The organism is Cutibacterium granulosum, assembly GCF_900186975.1.
Taxonomy (GTDB): Bacteria; Actinomycetota; Actinomycetes; order Propionibacteriales; family Propionibacteriaceae; genus Cutibacterium; species Cutibacterium granulosum.
On the sequence record NZ_LT906441.1, the window covers coordinates 2,106,493 to 2,127,746 of the forward strand.

15 protein-coding genes, 1 pseudogene and 2 riboswitches are annotated in these 21,254 nt (G+C 64.7%); of the genes and pseudogenes, 6 read left to right on the forward strand and 10 right to left on the reverse strand.

The window, feature by feature from the left end; all coding sequences use genetic code 11:
- Positions 1 to 64: 64 nt before the first annotated feature.
- The 7 genes and pseudogenes from purH to CKV91_RS09040 all read right to left on the reverse strand — a co-directional run bounded on the left by purH (position 65) and on the right by CKV91_RS09040 (position 8,610).
- Entirely contained in the window at positions 65 to 1,612 is a 1,548-nt protein-coding gene (gene purH, locus CKV91_RS09010; RefSeq protein WP_021104274.1) for a bifunctional phosphoribosylaminoimidazolecarboxamide formyltransferase/IMP cyclohydrolase, read from the reverse strand.
- 56 nt (positions 1,613 to 1,668) lie between these two features.
- The gene (purN, locus tag CKV91_RS09015) at positions 1,669 to 2,235 is read right to left on the reverse strand and encodes a phosphoribosylglycinamide formyltransferase (RefSeq protein ID WP_021104273.1); all 567 of its coding nucleotides are present in this window, start codon (positions 2,233 to 2,235) and stop codon (positions 1,669 to 1,671) included.
- Positions 2,236 to 2,494: 259 nt separating this feature from the next.
- Complete coding sequence (gene ribH / locus CKV91_RS09020; protein WP_021104272.1) at positions 2,495 to 2,992, reverse strand: 6,7-dimethyl-8-ribityllumazine synthase; 498 nt, start codon at positions 2,990 to 2,992, stop codon at positions 2,495 to 2,497.
- Complete coding sequence (gene ribB / locus CKV91_RS09025) at positions 2,989 to 4,308, reverse strand: 3,4-dihydroxy-2-butanone-4-phosphate synthase (RefSeq protein WP_021104271.1); 1,320 nt, start codon at positions 4,306 to 4,308, stop codon at positions 2,989 to 2,991. The genes ribH and ribB overlap by 4 nt, the downstream gene beginning before the upstream one ends.
- A complete protein-coding gene (locus tag CKV91_RS09030; protein WP_036957489.1) occupies positions 4,305 to 4,934 on the reverse strand; it encodes a riboflavin synthase in 630 nt (209 codons plus the stop codon). The genes ribB and CKV91_RS09030 overlap by 4 nt, the downstream gene beginning before the upstream one ends.
- A 124-nt stretch (positions 4,935 to 5,058) precedes the next feature.
- Positions 5,059 to 6,036: pseudogene (gene ribD / locus CKV91_RS09035) on the reverse strand (bifunctional diaminohydroxyphosphoribosylaminopyrimidine deaminase/5-amino-6-(5-phosphoribosylamino)uracil reductase RibD); the annotation flags it as partial.
- A gap of 258 nt (positions 6,037 to 6,294) precedes the next feature.
- A riboswitch (FMN riboswitch) is annotated at positions 6,295 to 6,423 on the reverse strand.
- A gap of 288 nt (positions 6,424 to 6,711) precedes the next feature.
- Positions 6,712 to 8,610 (reverse strand): cell division protein PerM, encoded by a 1,899-nt coding sequence (locus tag CKV91_RS09040; RefSeq protein WP_155944895.1) that lies wholly within the window; start codon positions 8,608 to 8,610, stop codon positions 6,712 to 6,714.
- Positions 8,611 to 8,723: 113 nt separating this feature from the next.
- On the opposite strand from CKV91_RS09040, the gene CKV91_RS09045 reads away from it, so the two are divergent.
- Positions 8,724 to 10,586 carry a hypothetical protein gene (locus CKV91_RS09045; RefSeq protein ID WP_157738780.1) on the forward strand — a complete coding sequence of 621 codons (1,863 nt, stop codon included), beginning with the start codon at positions 8,724 to 8,726 and terminating at the stop codon, positions 10,584 to 10,586.
- A 622-nt stretch (positions 10,587 to 11,208) separates the two neighbouring features.
- Here CKV91_RS09045 and sucD read toward each other — a convergent pair.
- Both sucD and sucC read right to left on the reverse strand, forming a co-directional pair.
- Positions 11,209 to 12,102, reverse strand: coding sequence for a succinate--CoA ligase subunit alpha (gene sucD, locus CKV91_RS09050; protein WP_021105740.1), 894 nt, complete (start codon positions 12,100 to 12,102; stop codon positions 11,209 to 11,211).
- A 2-nt stretch (positions 12,103 to 12,104) separates the two neighbouring features.
- Positions 12,105 to 13,280, reverse strand: a complete 1,176-nt coding sequence (gene sucC / locus CKV91_RS09055) for an ADP-forming succinate--CoA ligase subunit beta (protein ID WP_021104264.1) — start codon at positions 13,278 to 13,280, stop codon at positions 12,105 to 12,107.
- Between the two features lie 474 nt (positions 13,281 to 13,754).
- Here sucC and CKV91_RS09060 point away from each other — a divergent pair, with 474 nt between their 5' ends.
- Complete coding sequence (locus CKV91_RS09060; protein ID WP_021104263.1) at positions 13,755 to 14,906, forward strand: M23 family metallopeptidase; 1,152 nt, start codon at positions 13,755 to 13,757, stop codon at positions 14,904 to 14,906.
- A gap of 97 nt (positions 14,907 to 15,003) precedes the next feature.
- Here CKV91_RS09060 and pcrA read toward each other — a convergent pair whose 3' ends face one another.
- A complete protein-coding gene (gene pcrA, locus CKV91_RS09065; protein ID WP_021105741.1) occupies positions 15,004 to 17,445 on the reverse strand; it encodes a DNA helicase PcrA in 2,442 nt (813 codons plus the stop codon).
- Between the two features lie 455 nt (positions 17,446 to 17,900).
- Positions 17,901 to 18,012: riboswitch (SAM riboswitch) on the forward strand.
- Between pcrA and CKV91_RS09445 the strand changes: the two genes are divergently transcribed.
- The 4 genes from CKV91_RS09445 to CKV91_RS09080 all read left to right on the forward strand — a co-directional run bounded on the left by CKV91_RS09445 (position 17,997) and on the right by CKV91_RS09080 (position 21,163).
- On the forward strand, positions 17,997 to 18,146 hold the full coding sequence (locus CKV91_RS09445; protein WP_155942656.1) for a hypothetical protein: 150 nt from the start codon (positions 17,997 to 17,999) through the stop codon (positions 18,144 to 18,146). It overlaps the preceding riboswitch by 16 nt.
- Before the next feature lie 243 nt (positions 18,147 to 18,389).
- Positions 18,390 to 19,331, forward strand: a complete 942-nt coding sequence (locus CKV91_RS09070) for a MetQ/NlpA family ABC transporter substrate-binding protein (protein WP_021104260.1) — start codon at positions 18,390 to 18,392, stop codon at positions 19,329 to 19,331.
- Between the two features lie 121 nt (positions 19,332 to 19,452).
- Positions 19,453 to 20,511 (forward strand): methionine ABC transporter ATP-binding protein, encoded by a 1,059-nt coding sequence (locus CKV91_RS09075; RefSeq protein ID WP_021104259.1) that lies wholly within the window; start codon positions 19,453 to 19,455, stop codon positions 20,509 to 20,511.
- Positions 20,504 to 21,163: a methionine ABC transporter permease gene (locus tag CKV91_RS09080; RefSeq protein WP_021105742.1), complete on the forward strand. Its 660-nt coding sequence runs from the start codon at positions 20,504 to 20,506 to the stop codon at positions 21,161 to 21,163. Before CKV91_RS09075 ends, CKV91_RS09080 begins: the two co-directional genes overlap by 8 nt.
- Positions 21,164 to 21,254 lie beyond the last annotated feature (91 nt).

Genomic DNA, 21,254 nt, shown 5'->3' on the forward strand with positions numbered 1-21,254 from the left:
CACCTGTGGGCCCCAGTCGGGGCCCACAGTCATGTTCGCACTGCCATGTGGCGTCGGCTGCCGATCAGTGGAAGAAGTGGCGGGTTCCGGTGAAGTACAGCGGCACCCCAGCCTTCTGGCATGCCTCGATGGTCTGGTCGTCGCGGATGGAGCCACCGGGCTCGACGATGGCACGAACACCGCCATCGATGAGCACCTGGGGTCCATCGGCGAACGGGAAGAAGGCGTCGGAGGCGGCCACCGATCCAGCGGCACGCTCCCCTGCCCGGTCCACGGCAAGTTTGCAGGAGTCCACCCGGTTCACCTGTCCCATGCCCACACCCACCGAGGCGCCGTCGTGGGCCAGCAGGATGGCATTGGACTTCACCGAGCGGCAGGCCCGCCAGGCAAAGGCGAGGTCGGCCAAGGTCTGCTCGTCGACGGCCTCCCCGGCTGCGAGTTTCCAGTTGGCCGGGTCGTCGCCGTCGGACTGGAAGACGTCGGTCTCCATCATGAGCAGGCCACCGTCGATCTCACGCAGCTCGTGACCACCGATTCGCGGTGCCGGGCACTGCAGCAGACGAATGTTCTTCTTTCCCGAGAGGATCTCGAGCGCACCGTCCTCGTATCCGGGGGCAATGACGACCTCGGTGAAGATCTCCTTGACCTGGTTGGCCATCTCGACGCTCACCGGGCGGTTGGTGGCGATGACACCACCGAAGGCCGACAGCGGATCGCAGGCATGTGCCTTGCGATGCGCCTCGGCAATGTCGACACCGGTGGCGATACCGCACGGGTTGGAGTGCTTGATGACGGCCACGCAGGGCTCCTCGAAGTCGTGCGCGGCACGACGGGCGGAGTTGGTGTCGACGTAGTTGTTGTAGCTCATGGCCTTGCCGTGCAGCTGTTTGGCACCAGCCAGACCAGGTTCGCCGTCACCAAGATAGACGGCGGCGCTCTGGTGGGAGTTCTCGCCGTAGCGCAGTTTCTCCTTGAGCTCGCCGGTGGTCCCCACGAAGGTGGGCACCCCGTCGGTGGCCACCCCGTCCTGACGCGCGAACCAGGAAGCGACGGCGACGTCATAGGAGGCCGTGTGGGCGAAGGCCTTGGCGGCCAGCACGCGACGCTCGGCCGCAGTGAAGCCCCCCTCGTCAAGGGCGTGCTGCAGGTCCTCGTACTGTGCCGGGGAGGTGAGGACGGCCACGCAGGCATGGTTCTTGGCGGCAGCCCGCACCATGGACGGCCCGCCGATGTCGATCTTCTCGATGCAGTCGTCGAAACCGGCTCCCGAGGCAACGGTCTGGGAGAAGGGGTACAGGTTGCACACGACGAGGTCGAAGGGCTCCACACCGAGCTCGGCGAGCTGGTCGCGGTGGGAGTGCAGTCTGCGATCGGCAAGGATCCCGGCGTGGATGCGCGGGTGGAGCGTCTTGACCCGTCCATCCAGACATTCAGGGAATCCGGTGACGGTGCTCACCTCGGTGACCTTGAGACCGGCGTCGGTGAGGGCCTTGGCCGTCGACCCGGTCGAGACGACGTCCACACCTGCCTTGTCGAGCATGGTGGCAAGCTGTTCGATGCCGGTTTTGTCGAAGACGGACACCAAGGCACGGCGGATGGGTTGACGATCCACGAATCTTCCTTTCGATGTGAAAAATGACAGCCCGGCGTGTGGCCGGGCTGGTGAGGTCATTGGTGGTGGGCAAGGTCTTGCACGACGTCGACGAGAAGTTCGCGCTCCTGGACCTTGATGCGTTCGTGCAGGGTCTCCACGGTGTCGTCGTCCAGCACCGGGACGGCACGCTGGGCGAGGATCCTTCCGGTGTCGACGCCGGCGTCGACCATGAAGATCGTCGTCCCGGTGATCTTGACGCCGTAGTTCAGGGCGTCTCGGGGGCCGTGGATTCCGGGGAACGACGGCAGCAGGGCCGGATGGGAGTTGATCGTGCGACCTCCGAAGGCATCCAGGAAGGTCGGTCCGAGCAGTTTCATGAACCCGGCACACACGACGAGATCGGGCTCGTAGCGTGCGACGTCGTCGGTGAGACGCCGATCCCAGGCGGCACGGTCATCACCCTTGGCCAGCGGCTCGACGAACACGTCGACACCAGCCTCGCGGGCTCGCTGCAGGCCGTACGCATCGGGCATCTCGGAGCCCACCGCGACGATCTCGACATCGCGGTGATGGCAGGAGTCGATGAGGGCCTGCAGAAGCGTGCCACTTCCGGAAATGAGGACGACAACGCGCAATGTCACTCCCACATCCTATCGAATGACGTCGGATCAGTGCCTGCCTGTCCAGCGTCGGTACCGAATCGTCACCGTCCCGAGGGCCAGCGAGTCCGAGAGGCTCAGACCGTGGGGCAGGACGCCGGATCCCCGGAAAACGCAGACCAGGACGTGGTCTGTTCTGCATTCTGGGCTCATCCCCTCCTGGCCCCGGGAGCGCGGGCCAGGGCTCGGGCCAAACTGCCGCCTCCCGTCGACCCGTGGCAACCACCACTTATCAGATCGCTCAGCAGCCGATGGACCGAATCGCCTGGTGGGTGGCAATCGCAGCCTGTGCCGCCTCGAACCCCTTGTCCTCCCGCGACTCCGGGAGACCAGCTCGGTCGACGGCCTGCTGCTCGTCATCACAGGTGAGCACCCCGAACCCAATCGGCACACCTGTGTTGACGCACACCTGGGTGATGCCGCTCGTCGCCGCCTGACAGACGTAGTCGAAATGCGGGGTTCCGCCGCGGATGACGACCCCCAGGGCGACCAGGGCGTCGAACATCATGGAGGAGGCAAGTCGGGAGCACACCACGGGCAGCTCGAAGGTGCCCGGCACGCGCACGACCCGCGGCTCGTCGATCCCAGATTCAGCCAGACCGCGGGTGGCCCCGTCGACGAGGGCATCCATGATCTCCTGATGCCACTGGGCGGCGACGATGGCCACCTTGAGCCCATCACCGCGCAGTCCGGTGAGGTCTGGGGCGGCAGGCCCGGAGAAACTGGTTCGGGTGCTCATGAGATCTCCTTGTCGGTGGGGCCGTCTGGCACATCGGTGTCGTCCGGATCGGCTGTGGCAGTGAGGGCATTGTCGGGCTCGGCAGGCAGGGTGAGCAGATGGCCCATCCGGTCACGTTTGGTACGCAGATAGTCGATGTCGTGGGTGTGTGGGTCGATCTGCAGCCCCACCTGCTCGACGGTGATGCCGCCGGCACGCAGACCCGTCACCTTGTCGGGATTGTTCGTGAGCAGCCGTACCGCGTCAATGCCCTGATCGCGCAGGATGGCCACTGCAGCGCCGTACTCCCGGGCGTCGACCGGCAGCCCCAGGGTGGTCTGAGCATCGACCGTGTCGAGCCCGCTGTCCTGGACGTGGTAGGCGGCGATCTTGCTCAGCAGCCCAACACCGCGTCCTTCCTGGCCACGTAGCAGGATGACGGCACCACCGTGATCGGAGACCGTCTGCATCGCAGTCTGCAGCTGCTCCCCGCAGTCACACCGCAAGGAGCCGAAGGCGTCGCCGGTGAGGCACTCCGAGTGCACCCGCACCAGTGGCTGACGCTCGTCCCCCAGACCGCGCTGGGCCACGAGCAGGACGTGTTCGGCGCCGGTGAGCTGATCGTGGTAACCGGTCATGGTGAACACGCCATGACGAGTGGGCAACTGGGCACTCACCGTGGGACTCACCCGGGTCGTGCTGCTGCCTGGCGTCGTGGTGGATGGCTGTTCCTCATGGGATCGACGCCAGTTCGCCAGCGACTCGATGGTGATGACGTCGAGGCCCTCGGCCTGCCCCAGAGCCAGGACGTCTGGGGTACGGGCGCAGGTGCCGTCGTCGTGGACGATCTCGCCGATGAGCCCCACGGCCTGCAGACCGGCCAGCCGGGTGAGGTCTACGGCGGCCTCGGTGTGGCCACGACGGGTGAGCACACCCCCGTCCCGCGCACGCAGCGGCAGGACGTGGCCGGGGCGAATGAGATCGGCGGAGGTGGTACGTGGGTCGGCCAGAGCGCGAGTCGTGGCGGCCCGTTCCACCGAGCTGATCCCGGTGGTCGAGGTCGAGACATCCACCGACACGGTGTAGCGGGTGCGCAGCGGATCGGTGTTCGCCGACCACATGAGTGGCAGGCCGAGTCGGTCGGCGCGGGTGTCCTCCATCGGGGCGCACAGGTACCCAGAGGTGTGCCGCACCATCCATCCCACCCATTGCGGACTGGCGAGCTCGGCGGCAAGGATGGCGTCCCCCTCGTTCTCCCGATCCTCGTCGTCCAGGACGAGCACCGGACGCCCGGAACGCAGCTGCTCCAGTACATGCTCAATCGTCGCAAACGTCATCGGTGATCTCCTCGTGTCCGGTACTGCGCGAAATCTGCGAGATTCTGGGCATAGCGGGCCAGGACGTCGGTCTCGATGTTGACGACGTCTCCGGTGGCCAGGCTGCCCAGGACGGTGTTGGCCAAGGTGGTCGGGATGAGACTCACCTCGAACCAGGGCTCGGCAACAGGGCCGCTCACCGCGCTCACCGTCAACGACACCCCGTGGACGGCGACTGCTCCCTTCATGGCGACGTACTGGGCGAGTTCTGGAGCCAGGCCGAAGCGCAACACTCGCCAGTGTTCGGCATCGGCACGCCTGACGAGCTGCGCCGTGCCATCCACGTGGCCCTGCACGACGTGACCGCCGAATCGTCCGTCGGCACGCATCGCCGGCTCGAGATTGACCTCGTCGCCGGCGACGAGTTGGCCCAGACAGGTCCATTCGAGGGTCTCGGCCATGATGTCGAAACTCATCTGCTCGTCGGTGTGGCCGGTGACGGTGAGACACACTCCGTTGACGCACACCGAGTCCCCCGCCCGCACTCCAACGGCGGTGTGGGGGCCGGCAACCGTGAGGACGGCGCTGTCCCCCCTGGCTTCCAGACGGGCCACCCGGCCCACTTCCTCAACAATTCCTGTGAACACCTGTTCCTCTTCTCCTCGTGTTCCCGAGATCGTGTATGTTCCCGTGATCCTGGCCACTGGTACGTGTCGCCCTTCGATCCTTGACCCGTCGAGCAGCGACCATCCACGGCTCGACACGTCGCGTGGCGATGATCTGCACGTCGGGGCCGGCATCGCCTGACCCCAGACGGTGGAACCGACGAGCCTGCGCCAGGGTCATGGCCCCGAACGGTCCCACGGCTGGTTTCCCGGCGCCCAGAAGCACCGGGGCCACGTAGGCATCGATCTCATCGACGAGGTCGGCTGCCAGGAATGCTGCAGCGAGGGTCGGACCACCTTCCAACAACACCCGATGGATGCCCCGGTCGTGCAGTGCCGTGAGCACCGCCGCGGGGTCATGGGTCGGCATGACGAGGGTGGGGGCGATGTCGTCGAAAACCTTGAGTTCGGACGGCAGCTCCCGGGTCCCCACCACGACGCGCAGGGGGCCGTCGTACTTCTGGCCGGCCCCGGGAGCACGGCCGATGAGGTGCGGGTCATCCGCCAGAACCGTGCCGGTACCCACGACGATGGCACCATAATCGGTACGCATCTCATGGGTCTGCTGCCTGGTCTGCTCGGAGGTGATCCACTTGCTCGTCCCGTCGGCGGCCGCGACGTACCCGTCCAGGGTCGACGCGATCTTCCACACCACCCAGGGCCGACCATGCTCCATGTCGAAGGTGTAGTCGGTGTTGAGCAGCAGGGCGTCATCGCTTCGGACCCCGGCTACGACCTCGACCCCCGCATCCTGCAGTCGCTGCACTCCCCCGCGCGCCTGCGGGTTGGGATCCCGCTGGGCGATGACGACGCGCTTCACACCTGCCGCGATGAGCGCCTCGGTGCATGGACCGGTACGTCCGGTGTGGTTGCACGGTTCCAGGGTGACGACGGCAGTTGCACCACGCGCGGCATCCCCGGCGTCGCGCAGGGCCTCGACCTCGGCATGGACAGTGCCCGCCCCGTGGTGATACCCCTCCCCGACGACTGTGCCGTCACTGACGATGACGCAGCCCACTCGGGGATTGGGGTTGCACCTGCTGCTCCCGGGCCCTCGGGCGGCAAGTTCAAGTGCCCGATCCATGGGTCTCGTCCAGTCGGCGCCATCGGTGTCCGCACGGTCCTCGTAGCGCAGCTGACATCGTTTCACATCGGGCTCGTCCCAGCGTTCACCGTCGTCATCGACGTGGTCACTGTCGAAGTGCGTCATGAGTCCCCCTGCGACACCGTGGTTGTCAGCGTTCCGAGGGTGTGACGAGAGACCGCCATCAGACGCGCCACAGGTGCGGGCGAATCGTGCCATCACTCGCTGATGGCACGGCATCCGCTGCCAGTGCGGCGTCTCGTGCTTCCTCCCATCCGGACTGTCACCGTCGGTATCGGAGTTTCACCGATTCAACCGCAAGGACGAACCTCGCGGGTCGCGGACTGTCACCGCCGGTTCGGATTTTCACCGACCCCGGAGCACGTGTGCTTGGCAACAAGTATGCCCCTGCGCGGCATGGACGTCCACCACGGGAGAAGAACATGGCTCAGCCCACGCGGCGATTCCACGTGGCGATCTCGGTGGGGCACCCGATCCGGACACACCCATCATGGCAGTTCTGGCACAGAGCAACAGATTTACCACGGGCTGCACAGCGACGGCCTCCTCAGCCCTCGTACATGGCACTGGATGAGAGGTCAGGAGCTGGAGGAAGGAAGTGGGAAGGACCGGGGGCTGACAGGACGAGACAGGAGGGATCAGGGACCGGCAGGATCAGCGGCGTGGCGGCCGATCCACCTGGATGGTCGGCTCGTCCTCCTCGCCCCCGGCGGTGTCCTCGGATACCTCCGTGCCCTCTGGGCTCACAGGGGCGTCGGTCGCCCCCGGACGCGGGATGGAGTGCGAGCTGGTCGCCGTGGCATGGCTGGCCCCCGTGGTATGGGCAGGGGCATTCTCGCCAGCGCACTCGGAGCCATCACCCGCTTGGTGAACCCGACGTGTCTCATCATCGCAGGCCGCGTGATCGCGGTGTGCGGAGGATCGGTCCATCTGGACCGTTTCCTGATACTCCTCGGCCATCTGGTCGTCCGATCCGTCCCGTGTGCCCGAATGCGTCTTCTGCCTTCGCAGCCACGAGGGTAGGTGGTGGAACCATCCACGCCAGGAACCGATGGCATGGACACGCTCAGTTGGTTCCAGGGTCTCGGGCTCGTGATCGTTCCGGTTCGGATTCTCGGGGCCCTGACCCTCCTCACCGCGTTCCGGCCCGTCGGTCTCCTCCTGCCGGTTCAGATCATGATTCGTGGGCTCCATCGTGTCCTGGCCAGCCTCGTCCAGCTCCGCAGGTTCGATCCATGCAGCCTGGGCATCGCTGATCCGATGGTTGCTCGGATCGTGGTGCCACCGCCACGACCCGATGGCGAACCCCGTGATGGCACCACTTGCCCCCAGGAGACCGACGCAGTGGGCCAGGAACTGCATGAGGTTCGGGCCCAGTCGAGCGAGATTCCCAGTGCCCAACGATCCGGTCGAGAGCACGGCGAGCACACAGAGCACCAGCCCAGCTCCAACTCCCGTCGCCAGGCCGTGCCGAGTGGTCGTCCCATACGCTTCGTCGCGTCCTCGGAGGACGAACACCGCTCCCACCACGGCTGAGAGGATCGGGGCAAGCATCCACAATGTCCACCAGGTCATCGCCTGGTCCGACTGGGGGGTTGCCGCCAGGATCGGGACGGCAGGCACCACCGTGACATGTGTGACGAGCGCCGAGGTCACGGTTCCCGATCCCAGGAACACCCCCACCCCCAGCGTCCACGCCAGCGCCCAGACGACGATGACGGGCAGCCAGGCCACATGGATGAGAATCATGCCGACCCCATCTGCGCCGCGGGCTCCCAACGCCGATTCCATGTCCAGGAAGGTCGGGGCATGAACCATGAGGGCCAACCCCAGCAACAGGGCGGCGAGGGCAAGGCACGTGATCACGGTGACGCCGATTCCGAGAACCACGTCACGGACGCGGGGGGCCACGCGATCCAAGGGGTTGCGTCGCGCGCCCCAGCACGCTCCGAGGAGTCCGCAGAACGTCCCGACGAGCAATGCAGCGATGATGAGCCGCAACCAGGACCCGGGACCGACCCAGACGCCGACACCGGTGGCCACCGCCACATGCACCGTTGCCGCCAGGGCAGCGAGTTCACCGACATTGCGCCGGACGACTCGCTGGTGCCGGGCCCGCAGGCTTGCTGACATCGAGCGCGCCGCGCGACGTACCACGGCGGTCTCGGAGACGATCATGACGAGGGTGAGCCCCAGCGGGATCACGGCCACATGGATGCCCACCAGGTCGTGCGGAACGCCTTGGGCAGTGAGCCAGAGCTTCCCAGCTCCCACGAGCACCTCGGTGAACCCGCTTCGACCCGTCCTCATCCATGCCGGGGTGATGAGACCGGCCAGCACCGCCCACTGTCCGACGAGCACCAACAGCACTCCGACAATCGTCGTCACCGGCCAGGGCCACCGCACCGAGTCAGGCTCCTTGGCCGACGTCGTCGATGACGACACCGCAAGGTCCACCCGGGGCTCCCGGCGGGGATCCGAGCCAGAGCGATGACCTGTCGTCGCAGACTTTCGTGAACCATCTGCCGATGCGGACTCACGTGACCTGGGCATTGTGGACTTCCTTCCTGGTCTGGTCCGACGACGACATGTTCAGCACTCCATACAAACATGTAAACTCACCGGGTACACGTTGCTGCAACCATCGATTTCGGAGGTGTACAGGAGTGAGCGACGAAGTGAACAACCGGCCACGCCGCGCCCTTTCCTCCGAGGATTTTCCTGCCGGTAGCACACGCCGGTTCGCTGACAGTGACGATAGCCTAGCCGAGTCTGGCAAGGCGGACTCCGCACCACGTGGGCGCGGCGCTCGTCGAGCCCGACGAGGCTTCTTCACAGACGACGCCACCGCGAAATCCGAATCCGCCGAGACGTCTGGGAGCATCGACCGCCACGCTGCATTCCGTCAACACGGCGATCCCCAGACCGGCATCATCCCCCGTGTGACGTTCAATGACCCCGAGTCGGCCTCGGAGATCACCGACACCCGCTCCCTCACGACGACGGCGCTGGAGGCCGCAGCAGCGGCACACCGCACCAGCTCCCGCCGCGACACCTCGAGCAGACGTGCCAGCACGGACCCGGTGCGCACCGATTCGGATCAGCAGAAGCGTTCCGAGCCCAACCGCGCCTCGAAAGGCCCCCGTCGCAGCGACGACAACGATCATCACACCGACCGCAGTGCAGCCAAGGTCTCTGACGGCACGAGCCATGAGGACGACGAGCTGATCGTCGGCAGGCACAAGATCAACTGGTGGCTCTGGGCGCTGGTGGGGCTGCTCGTCCTGGCCATCATCTTCACGGGGATCGCCCTGGTGCACCACAAGAACAGGGATCAGCAACCAGCACCCGGTGTGACAGGCACATCCACGTCCAGCCAGTCGTCACGTACGGTGACGCGTCTGTCCGACAAGGGGCTTCTCACCGCCGAGGACGCCAAGAACATCACCGATGACACATGGACGGTGGCATCGACGACGGACAAGGTCTCCGCCAGCGACTCCAACGCCATCTCGTGTGTGGTGCGAGACACCAATCACCCTCGCTCGGTGAGCACCTGGCAACGAGCCCTGTCCACGAATTCGAAAACGGCCACTGCCGCACTGCACCGCATCGACTCCTATGCCAACGACGCTGCCGCCCAGGCTGCCTATCAGGCTGAGCTGGCCTCACTGGCCTCGTGTTCCTCGGTGCCAGCGCACATCGTCTCCGCGGCCACCTTCCAGCACATGGGGGATCAGTCGCAGTCGGTGACGATCGCCTACCAGGGCGTGAAGTCGCAGTACCGCACCGTCGTGCTCATGAGGATGGGCACAGTCATCGAGGCTCTGGACGTGGCAAACGTCGACTCGGCGGTCCCGGCGGCGAAGGTCGGCAAGGCGTTGACCGCAGCAGCGACCAAGTCCTGCGACCTCAGCGGTGGCACCTGTCCGACAGATGCGGTGGAGACTGCCGATGCCGTACCTCCAGTCGCCGGTGACGCTGGCTGGCTCATCACCTCGGACCTGCCTCGCATCACCCCGGACGCCGGGGAGTGGTCGACCACTCCCATCGGGTCGGTGACGACGAAGGGGACCCAGTGCGAAGGCGTCACTCTGGCGACGTTCTCCGGTCCGACGGCAAGGAATCAGCGCACCTACCTGCTCTACCAGGACTCCGCTGCCCCGCAGGGCTTCGGTGTGGACGAGGTGAATCTCACCTTCAAGGACTCCTCGGCAGCCAGCGCCTCCGCCAAGAAAATTGGCGACTCCATCTCCCGGTGTTCCAAGAACTTGAGCACTGCCAAGGTCTCCGACGCCAAGGAGGTCAAGGGTCCGGGAGCCAATGGCAAGGCAGTGTCCGGTCGCACCTTCACCATCACCGCTGACGCGGGATCAGGCAAGGAGATTCGTTACCAGGTGGCCATTGCCTCGGTGAACAACAAGGTGACCTACCTACTGGCCAACACCACCAAGGCATTCGGATTCCCCGCCGACGAGTGGGCCAAGCTCGGTCTGCGTGCTGCCCAACGAGCCAGTCAGGTGCGTTGAGCGATCCTTGAGCAGACGGCCCCGCACGACAAGAGCTGAGCGGACTGTCCGGACGAGCACTGACGGCCCAGCACAGCAAGTACCCCGCGTAGCAAGTGCTGACCGGTCCCCTGCGTGGCAGAGGGTATTCCTCGCGCGACGACGCTGACGAACGACCCCACGCAGCACGGTTGAACGAACGGTCTGCACGACGAGTGCTTGGGCAGCCCTGCACGGCAAGACCGAGCGACGGTCCTGGGCAAGCGGTGACAGACGACCCCGCACGGCGTGTACTCAACGACCCTGGGCGAGCGCTGACCGACGGCCCCACGCAGACGCAGCACGTGCCGAACGGCCTTGCGCATCCGGCACCCATCCATGTCCACTCATGCAGCTCCCCGCCGCCCAGGATCCGGAAAACCTACCAGCCACGAGACACTCGCGTCCCGGCAGTTCCGCAGCCGGGGCGCCTCGCGTGAGGCGCCCCGGAGCCAGGTGTCCCGGAACCAGCCACCCAGCCGACATGCTCACCGGGAGTCCTCGTGGCGAGTCGAGGAAACCCATGGCCTCGACCACGACGAAGGGGCGGGGTACAGATGCTCACCTGTGCCCCGCCCCTTGACAGTTCAGTCGACGAGTTGTCTCACTTCTTGAGCGACGCCATCGCCTCGTGAGCCAGCTTGGCGGTCTCGGTCGGCGTCTTGCCGACGCGCACGCCAGCAGCCTCCAAGGCCTCCTTCTTGGCAGCAGCGGTGCCCGAGGAGCCCGAGACGATGGCACCGGCGTGGCCCATCGTCTTGCCCTTCGGGGCGGTGAAGCCGGCGATGTAGCCGACGACCGGCTTGCTGACGTGCTCACTGATGTACTTGGCGGCACGCTCCTCGGCGTCGCCACCGATCTCGCCGATCATGACGATGACGTCGGTCTCGGGATCCTCCTCGAAGTACTTCAGCGCGTCGATGTGCGTGGTGCCGATGACCGGGTCTCCACCGATGCCGATGGCCGTGGAGATGCCCAGGTCACGCACCTCGTACATGAGCTGATAGGTGAGGGTTCCGGACTTGGAGACCAGACCCACCCGTCCCGGTCCGGTGATGTCGGCGGGGACGATGCCGGCATTGGACTTGCCGGGACTGATGATGCCCGGGCAGTTCGGTCCGATGATGCGAGTCTTGCCGGACCGCTGGGCAGCCGTGAAGAACTCTGCCGTGTCCTTGACGGGCACCCCCTCGGTGATGCACACCACCAACGGAATCTCGGCCTCGATGGACTCCATGACGGCACTCTTGGTGAACTTGGCCGGCACGAAGATCACCGACACATTGGCGCCGGTGGCGGCCATGGCCTCCTTGACGGTGCCGAACACCGGCACGCTGACGCCGTCACGGAACTCGACCTTCTGGCCCGCCTTGCGAGGGTTGGTGCCACCCACGATCTGCGACCCGGAGTCGATCATGCGTTGGGTGTGCTTCATGCCCTCAGAGCCGGTCATGCCCTGAACGATGATCTTGGCGTTCTCATCCAGAATGATGGCCACGATCAGGCCTCCTTCGATGCGAGCTCGGCGGCCTTGCGGGCGGCCTCGTCCATGGTCTCGACCATGGTCACGAGCGGGTGGTTGTATTCGGACAGGATGGCGCGGCCCTCCTCGACGGCATTGCCGTCCAGACGTACGACGAGCGGCTTGGACGCCTGGTCACCGAGCTTCTCCAAGGCACCCTTGACGCCCTTGGCCACCTGGTCGCAGGCGGTGATGCCACCGAAGATGTTGACGAAGACGCTGCGCACCTGCGGGTCGGAGAGGATGACGTCCAGGCCATTGGCCATGACCTCGGCAGAGGCACCACCGCCGATGTCGAGGAAGTTGGCTGGCTTGGGCGAGCCGGGGAACTCCTCACCGGCGTAGGCGGTGACGTCCAAGGTGCTCATGACCAGACCGGCACCGTTCCCGATGACACCGACGTTGCCGTCGAGCTTGACGTAGTTGAGCCCAAGCTCCTTGGCACGCAGCTCCAACGGGTCGGTGGTGGCTCGGTCGACGAGAGCGGCGTGGTCCGGCTGGCGGAACGAGGCGTTGTCGTCGACGGTCATCTTGGCGTCGATGGCCAGGACCTTGCCGTCCTTGGTCTTGATGAGCGGGTTGACCTCGACGAGGGTGGCGTCCTCGTCGCGGTAGGTCTCCCACAACTTGACGATGGCCGGGACGATGGCTGCATGCTCCTCGGCCGGGAACCCGGCCTCGGTGAGGATCGTGCCGGCCACGGCCTCATCGATCCCCTCGATCGGGTCGACGGGCACCTTGGCCAGGGCCTCGGGGCGCTCCTTGGCCAAGGTCTCGATGTCCATACCACCCTCACGGGAGCACATGACAAGGTAACGACGCTCGCTGCGATCCAGCAGGATCGAGAAGTAGTACTCCTCGGCGATGTCGGCACCCTCGGCGATCATCACCTTGTGCACGGTGTGACCCTTGATGTCCATGCCAAGGATCTTCTCGGCGTGCTGGGCGGCCTCCTCGGGCGACTTGGCGATCTTCACACCGCCAGCCTTGCCACGGCCACCGATCTTCACCTGGGCCTTGACAGCGACAACGGAAGTACCGAGTTCAGCTGCGGCCTGGGATGCTTGCTCCGGATTCTCTGCCACGATCCCGCGAAGCACCGGAACTCCGTGCTTCTCGAACAAGTCGCGGGCTTGGTATTCATACAGGTCCACAATCTCTCCACTCTGCGAGGTGGCCCACCGCTCTCCGGTAGGTCTTTGCCGGACAACAGGAACCGTACAGCAGGTCGTCGTCCGACGTCTGGCAGTAGCCTATCGTCATCGAGAACAAACGTGCATTCTTGTTCCTGAATTTCCTGACGTACGTGTAGCGCATCGGCAGTCGTTGCCCCCTGCCGTGAACCCGTACGTGGATCCGTGCGGTGACCACCTGATCCACCTGACACCCTGCGAGCCCCCGGAGGGAACCTTGCGGCCCTCAATCAAGGAATGTCCAGCCAGGCACGTCCCACCAGTTGGGAGAAGTGACCGCTCTCATTGTGGGCTTTCCTGAGAGATGATAAGTTTTCTCAGAAATGAAAGAAGCCATCTCCGGCGAGTCCGGCTAGACTTTGGCAACGACAGGTTCATGGCACAGCGGCGGCCGGGCGTCCACGACGCACGCCTCCCAGGAGCAGAGGGAGTCCAGTGAAGATCGCACCAACACATTGGCGTGAGAAGTCACAGCAGAACACCCACCTGCCAAGCACTCCCAGGGGCGGGGATGCCGCACAGAGTCACACCCCGTTCACCGATCAACACGGCGACCACCCGCATGCCCGTCGTGGGATCGCCGCCGTGGCCGTCGCAGCACTGGGGCTCATCTCCGTCGGGGGAATCTGGATCAACAGCTCGGCACACTCCTCGGTGACCAATGCCAACTCCATGATGGTGGACACCACTCGACCCGACGACTCCAAGGCCATCCCGGAACCACAGGCAGCTGGCGCCCGTCCGGGCAGCGTCTCCGACGACAAGTCCCTCACCAACCCCACGGCACACACCAAGGACGGCGGACTGGCCGCCCTCGACGGACATGGTTCAACCGTCTCCCGCAGCGCAGTGCGCACTGAGCTGGATCGTGCGATGAACCGTTCCATGTCCGCTCAACGCCATGAATCGATGACACATTCCACCAAGGACGTCATGGGCAGTGCCACCGAGGTCTCCGAGAAGGTGCGCGCCGACGAGTTGGACGCCGCCATCAAGGACGTCCGGGCCAATGCCGCCAAGATCGCTGCCGAGAAGAAGGCCGCCGAGAAGCGGATGCGCGAGGAAGCCGCACGACAGAAACAACAGCAGGCCGCCGACAAGTCCAAGACTCCGGCCACGGATGGCAAGAAGGCCGATGACGACGCCGCCACCTCTGTCGCCACCAGTGGCGGTGCCACCACCCCCATCCCCGCCGGCATGTACCACATCGGTGCCCGGTTCGGCGAGGTCGGTTCATGGGCCCGCTACCACACCGGCACGGATTTCGTCGCTTCCTGCGGCACGCCCGTTGTTGCCGCAACCTCCGGGATCGTCGGTCAACCAACCGGCGGCAGCTGGGCCGGGAACAACATCGTCATCCACCACGCCAACGGTGGGTCCACCCTGCATGCCCACCTGTCATCGGTGGACGTCCATCCCGGTCAGGCCGTCAAGGCAGGCCAGCACATCGGAGCCGTCGGCGAGACCGGGCGCGCCTTCGGATGTCATCTGCACTACGAGTACTATCCCGCTGGCACCACCCCCGGAGACGTCTACTCCGCCAAGGACGCCTTGGGATTCCTGCGGAGCCTGGGCGCCAAGTTGTGACGGTCCATCTGTGGCGATCCGTGGATCGCACCCCCTGAACCGAAGCCCCTCGCTACCGAATTGGCACGGGGGGCTTCCTCCTTCCCCTCACGCGGATTCAGAGCTTCTCGATCGGGGCGAACTTCAGGGCCAACCGTTTGACACCCACCGAGCCGAAATCGACGTCGGCCTTGGCGTTCGCGCCGTGCCCCGATGTCGCGGTGACGGTTCCCAAACCCCACTTGGTGTGCAGCACCTTGTCACCGACCTGCAGTGACAGTTCCGGCCTGCCCAGACCATGCGCAGCCCCCTTGCCGGAGCCAATCGACCAGCCCCCATCATCACGCGCTCCCCCACGATTGGAGCGATGAGCGGCACCGGCACCGAATCCCCCGTCGGAGAGCCGGTCTCGGGACCTCCGGGTGGTCTCACCAGCCTGGGTCTGCCAACCCGCGGCATCCACCACCCGCTCCCAGGTGAAGAGCCGTCCCGGGATCTCATCGACGAATCGACTTTCCGGGTTGTATCGGGGTGATCCCCACATGGTACGTACCACGGCCCGGGAGATGAACAGCTGTTTGCGAGCCCTGGTGATCCCCACGTAGGCCAGTCGTCGTTCCTCCTGCAGCTGTGTGGGATCGGCAAGGGACTGCTCGTGCGGGAACAGGCCGTCCTCGAAACCGGTGAGGAACACGGTGTCGAATTCCAACCCCTTGGCCGTGTGCAGGGTCATGAGGGTGACGACGCCATCCCCTTCGGCCGGGATCTGATCGGCATCGGCGACCAGGCTGATCTGCTCCAGGAAGGCGGGCAGGGAATCGTCACCGTCAAGGACGAGATCATCCACCTCACCGGCAACGGCGTCCTCATCGGGCACGTCGGCTGTGTGAGCCCGCGCAACGAATTCCTCGGCCACCGAGACCAACTCGACGAGGTTCTCCAGACGAGTCTCGTCCTGGGGATCCTTGGAGTTCTCCAACTCGACGGTGTAGCCGGACTCCTCGAGGATCGAGGCAGTGATCTCGTCTGCTCGTGCTCCTTGATCCATCATCGCCCGATGTCGGGCCATGAGCTCTCCGAACGCTCGGACCTGGTTTGCGGAACGGGTGGCCAGGCCGTCGATCTCGTCCACCCGCTCGATGGCCTCACTGAACGAGATGCGACGGGCAGTGGCGAAGAGTTCCAGAGCAGCTTCGGCACGAGCTCCGATACCTCGTCTGGGAACGTTGAGGATGCGACGTACCGAGACGTCGTCGGCTTTGTTGGCAATGGCCCGCAGGTACGAGACGGCGTCTCGCACCTCCTTGCGTTCGTAGAACCGCACTCCGCCAACCACGCGGTAGGGCAGACCGGTGCGGATGAACACGTCCTCCAAGGCGCGGGACTGGGCGTTGGTGCGGTAGAACACCGCGACCTCACCATAGCTGGTACGTCCCTGGTCAACGAGATCGTCGATGCGTCCGGCGATCCAGGAAGCCTCGTCATGCTCGGTGTCGGCAACGTACCCAGTGATCGCCGCACCGTCACCCTGGTCGGTCCACAGGTTCTTCGCCGGACGTCCGGTGTTCTTCTGGATGAGGGAGTTCGCAGCCGAGAGAATGTTCTGGGTGGAGCGATAGTTCTGCTCCAGGAGAATCGTTCGGGCCCCTGGAAAATCCTTCTCGAAATCAAGAATGTTGCGAATCGTGGCACCGCGAAATGCATAGATCGACTGGTCCGAGTCGCCCACCACCATGAGTTCGGGGGGAGCCACGTGACGCCTCGCATCCTCCTCAGACCCACTGGCGTGCTCCGGTTCATCGGCACACAGGGCACGAATCATCTGGTACTGGGCGGTGTTGGTGTCCTGGTACTCGTCGACGAGGACGTGCCGGAAGCGGCGTCGGTAATGTTCCCGCACCTCGGGGAACTGACGCAGCAGGATGACCGTCTTCATGATGAGATCGTCGAAGTCGAGTGCATTGGCATCGTGGAGACGACGCTGATACTCCATATAGAATGACGCGTAGAGTTCATCGTTCCCGGTCTGCGCCGCTTCCGCCGCCTCAGATGGGGTCGTGAGTTCGTTCTTCTGGTTCGAGATCCAGTTGAGGATGGTACGCGGCTTGAATTTCTTTGGATCGACATTGGAATCTCGCGCAACCAGGGAAATGAGTCGTTTGGCGTCGGTGTCGTCATAGATGGAGAAATTCCGCGACAGTCCCAACTTGTCGGCGTCCGAACGCAGGATACGCACCGCGCTGGAGTGGAAGGTGGACACCCACATGGCTCGAGCACGGTTCCCGACGAGGTCCACCACCCGCCCCTTCATCTCGGCAGCGGCCTTGTTGGTGAAGGTGATGGCAAGGATCGACCCCGGGTGCACCCCACGCTGAGTGACCAGGTGGGCGATCCGACGAGTGAGCACCCGCGTCTTGCCGGAACCAGCACCAGCGACGACGAGCACCGGCGAACCCGAGTGCAACACGGCTTCCCGCTGGGGTGGGTTGAGGTCGTCCAGGAGTTCATGGGCATCCACTGCTCGACCCATGCCAGTACGTGCCACGTCGGAGGGCAGCATCCCCGGATCGACAGGACGATCAGCATCGACAGGGCGATCGGCCCCATATCGATTAGCTCTGTACCGATCCAGCCCATCCCGCCCCGGACCTGACTGGTCGCCCCCGGGATGGGCCGACTCCGCAGAGGGCCGGGGGGCGAAGAAGGCAGACAGATCAGGCTCACTCATGGTCAGTAACTCTATGCGCAAGGGTGAGACAATTCAGTACCGCGGAATGCGCCCTCCAGGCGGACACACCCGCCAGGCCCAGCTGTCCTCCCGCACGGATGTGACCGCAGAAATCAGGGCGTGGACATCATCACCGACCACATTCCGCAGAGCCTCGGACGAGGTGAGAGTTCTCACCACGGCATGAGGACCGCACGACGCAGGACGCAGCGTGGCATCTCGTTCATGCCATCATGCCGACTCGGGCGGGTTGACATCGTCGACACTGCCCCATAATCTGCCATCAAGGTCTTGAGATCCGGCGACAAGCCACGGCTTGCCGGACGGCAACCCCTCGCGAGAGCAGGGTGCCCCGTGTGACGACCTGGTTGTGTCAGGAAGGCATGACAAGCGCGACAGTGCTCAAGAGCACCTCATACACAGGAGCAGGAACCATGGCAGCGATCCTTCGCCACCTCGCAGACGCCCACCAGTGCGCCGTCGAGATGTCCGCCATGATGATGCGCCCGTCACGAATGACCGGCACCCGCTGAACGGATACATCGTCGTCCACTCCAGCGGGACCACGGAGCCAGCGGCCAGATCGTCACTTTGACGCCCCCCGTCGAGATGTCCTCGATGGCCCGGTGCGTCGATCATGGCCTGAGTTCATAAGGACGATACCGAGTCGGAGCATCCGACCCACGCACAATCCTCGTCTCACTTCACGCCTCATTCGTCGTCATTGTCCGGATCGATCCGGGACGCACCAGGCACATCATTTCAGGAGCATCACCATGACCACCGCCCAGCCACTCCCCGACAAGCCCAACAATCGCCCGTCCAAGGGCGTCGTCATTGGCGTCATCATCGTCGCCATCGCGCTCATCGCCGGCATCATCACCTGGACGACGAAGGGCAGGTCCAACGCCGACGAGTCCGCCAACCCCACGGTGAGGATCGGTACCACCGAGGCAGGCGCCTCATTCTGGCCCATCTACAAGAAGAAGGCCGCCGAGCAGGGCATCAACATCGAGCCCGTCACCTTCAACGACTACAATCAGCCCAACCGGGCACTGTCGCAGAAACAGCTGGATCTCAACTACTTCCAGCACATCTTCTTCCTCGCCAACTACAACGTCGAGAACAACGACAGCCTCATCCCGCTGGAGGCCACCTACATCGTCCCGCTCGGGCTGCACTCCAAGACCCACGACAAGCTCTCCCAGATCCCTTCGGGCGGCAACATCGCGATCCCCAATGACGCCACCAACCAAGGACGCGCCCTGCTGCTACTGCAGTCGGCAGGTCTCATCAAGCTCAACGATGGTGGCTCTCCCCTGTCGACTCCCGCCGACATCGATGCCTCGGCCTCCAAGGTCAAGGTGACCCCGGTGGATGCCGCACAGACCGTCACCTCGCTGCCCTCGGTGGACGGCGCCGTCATCAACAACAACTTCGCCAACGACGCCGGCATCGACCCCAAGGCTGCACTGTTCGCCGACTCTGCCAAGTCGGACAACGCTGCTCCCTACATCAACGTCTTCGCTGCCCGCCCCGAGGACAAGAACAACGAGACGCTGCTCAAGGCCATCAAGATCTGGCACGACCCCGAGGTTGCCAAGGCCGTCCTCAAGGACTCCAACAACTCCGCGGTGCTCGTGAAAGATCGCAGCCAGGCCGAACTGCAGCACATCACGGACGGCCTGCAGGCTGACATCAAAAAAGCCAGGAAGTGACTCCTTGACGGCACCGATCCACCATCGGTGCCGTCATCGCGTCTGCCCACCCCACCTTGGCGCGTCCGGGCAACCACGAGCAGGAACTGCCCCCGGACTCGCCCCAGTTGGAGAAGAATCCATGACTGCCGCACACGACGTACACATCAGATTTGACCACGTGTCGAAGATCTTCCAGACCCGTTCGGGCACTGTTCAGGCTCTTGAGGACATCAGCCTGGACATCGGTCGCGCAACGATCTCGGCAGTCATCGGCCACTCTGGAGCCGGCAAGTCCACCCTGGTGCGACTCATCAATGGCCTGGAGCACCCTTCCTCCGGTTCGGTGATCGTCGACGGAACCGACATCTCCGGCCTGACGGAGAAGAAACTACGCCCCCTGCGTGCCGACATAGGGATGGTGTTCCAGCAGTTCAACCTCTTCAACTCCCGCACCATCTACGACAACGTCGCCTACCCCCTCAAGCTCGCTGGCTGGAAGAAGGCCGACGAGAAGGCCAGGGTCACCGAGCTGCTCAACTTCGTCGGGCTCATCGACAAGGCTTGGGTGCATCCTGACCAGCTCTCCGGTGGTCAGAAACAGCGGGTGGGCATCGCACGCGCCCTGGCCACCCGCCCGTCCATCCTGCTGGCCGACGAATCCACCTCTGCCCTGGACCCAGAGACGACTGCCGACGTGCTGCAGCTGCTGCAAGAGGTCAACGAACGAATGGGGGTGACGATCGTCGTCATCACCCATGAGATGGAGGTCGTGCGCAGCATCGCCCAGAACGTGGCGGTGCTCGACCACGGCCACCTGGTGGAGACCGGAACCACTGGTGAGATCTTCGCCCAACCACAGTCCGAGACAACCCGCCGATTCGTCTCGACGATCGTGGGACAACATCCCACCGAGCAGCAGGCCGCGAGACTGCGCGAGGAGAATCCCGGCGCAAAGCTGGTCGACGTCACCTCCGTGGATGGCGCAGTGTTCGGCGCAACCCTGGCCAAGCTGGCCGACGGCGTGAGCTTCAAGATCGTCCACGGTGGCGTCATCGAGACCCGCGACGGCGCCCTGGGCAATTACACCGTTGCCCTCACTGGCCCCGACGACGACGTTGCCAGGGCCACCGACGAACTCTCGGCGATCAGCCACACAGCACGCTCCACCCCCGCACAGGAGGCTGACATCCATGACTGACTGGACCTACCTCAAGCCGATCTACCTCGAGTCCATCGGTCAGACTCTCTTCATGGCTCTGGTGACCCTGCTCATCGGTGGACTCCTCGGTCTGGTGCTGGGCATCTTCCTCTATGCGACGCGTCGCAACGGTGTGCTGGCCAACCGTCCGGTGAACCTCGTGCTCAACGTCATCGTCAACATCATCCGTCCGATCCCGTTCATCATCTTCATGACGGCGATCGCCCCACTCACCCTCAAGGTCATCGGCACCACGATCGGTGTGCAGGCGGCCACCTTCCCGCTGTGCATCGCCGCCACTTTCGCCATGAGCCGTATCGTCGAGCAGAATCTCGTGACGGTGGATCCCGGGGTCGTCGAGGCGGCTCGATCCATGGGGACCGGGCCGTGGCGCATCCTCTTCGACGTCGTCGTGCGGGAGGCGTTGGGGCCGCTCATCCTGGGCTACACCTACGTGCTCATCGCCATTGTCGACATGACGGCAATTGCCGGTGCCATTGGTGGTGGCGGTCTGGGTCAGTTCGCCATCACCTACGGCTACCAGAAGTTCGACTGGTCGGTGACCCTGGTTGCCGTCGTCACGATCATCATCCTCGTGCAGTTCGCACAATTCCTGGGCAACTGGTTGGCTCGCCGAGCCCTGCGTCGGTGAGAACCCGGGCGCGATGGCGTCGGTGACGGCTCGGTCACCGGCGCCACTGCCACTGTGTCAATATGTTGACGGAACGCAGTCCCCTCCACCG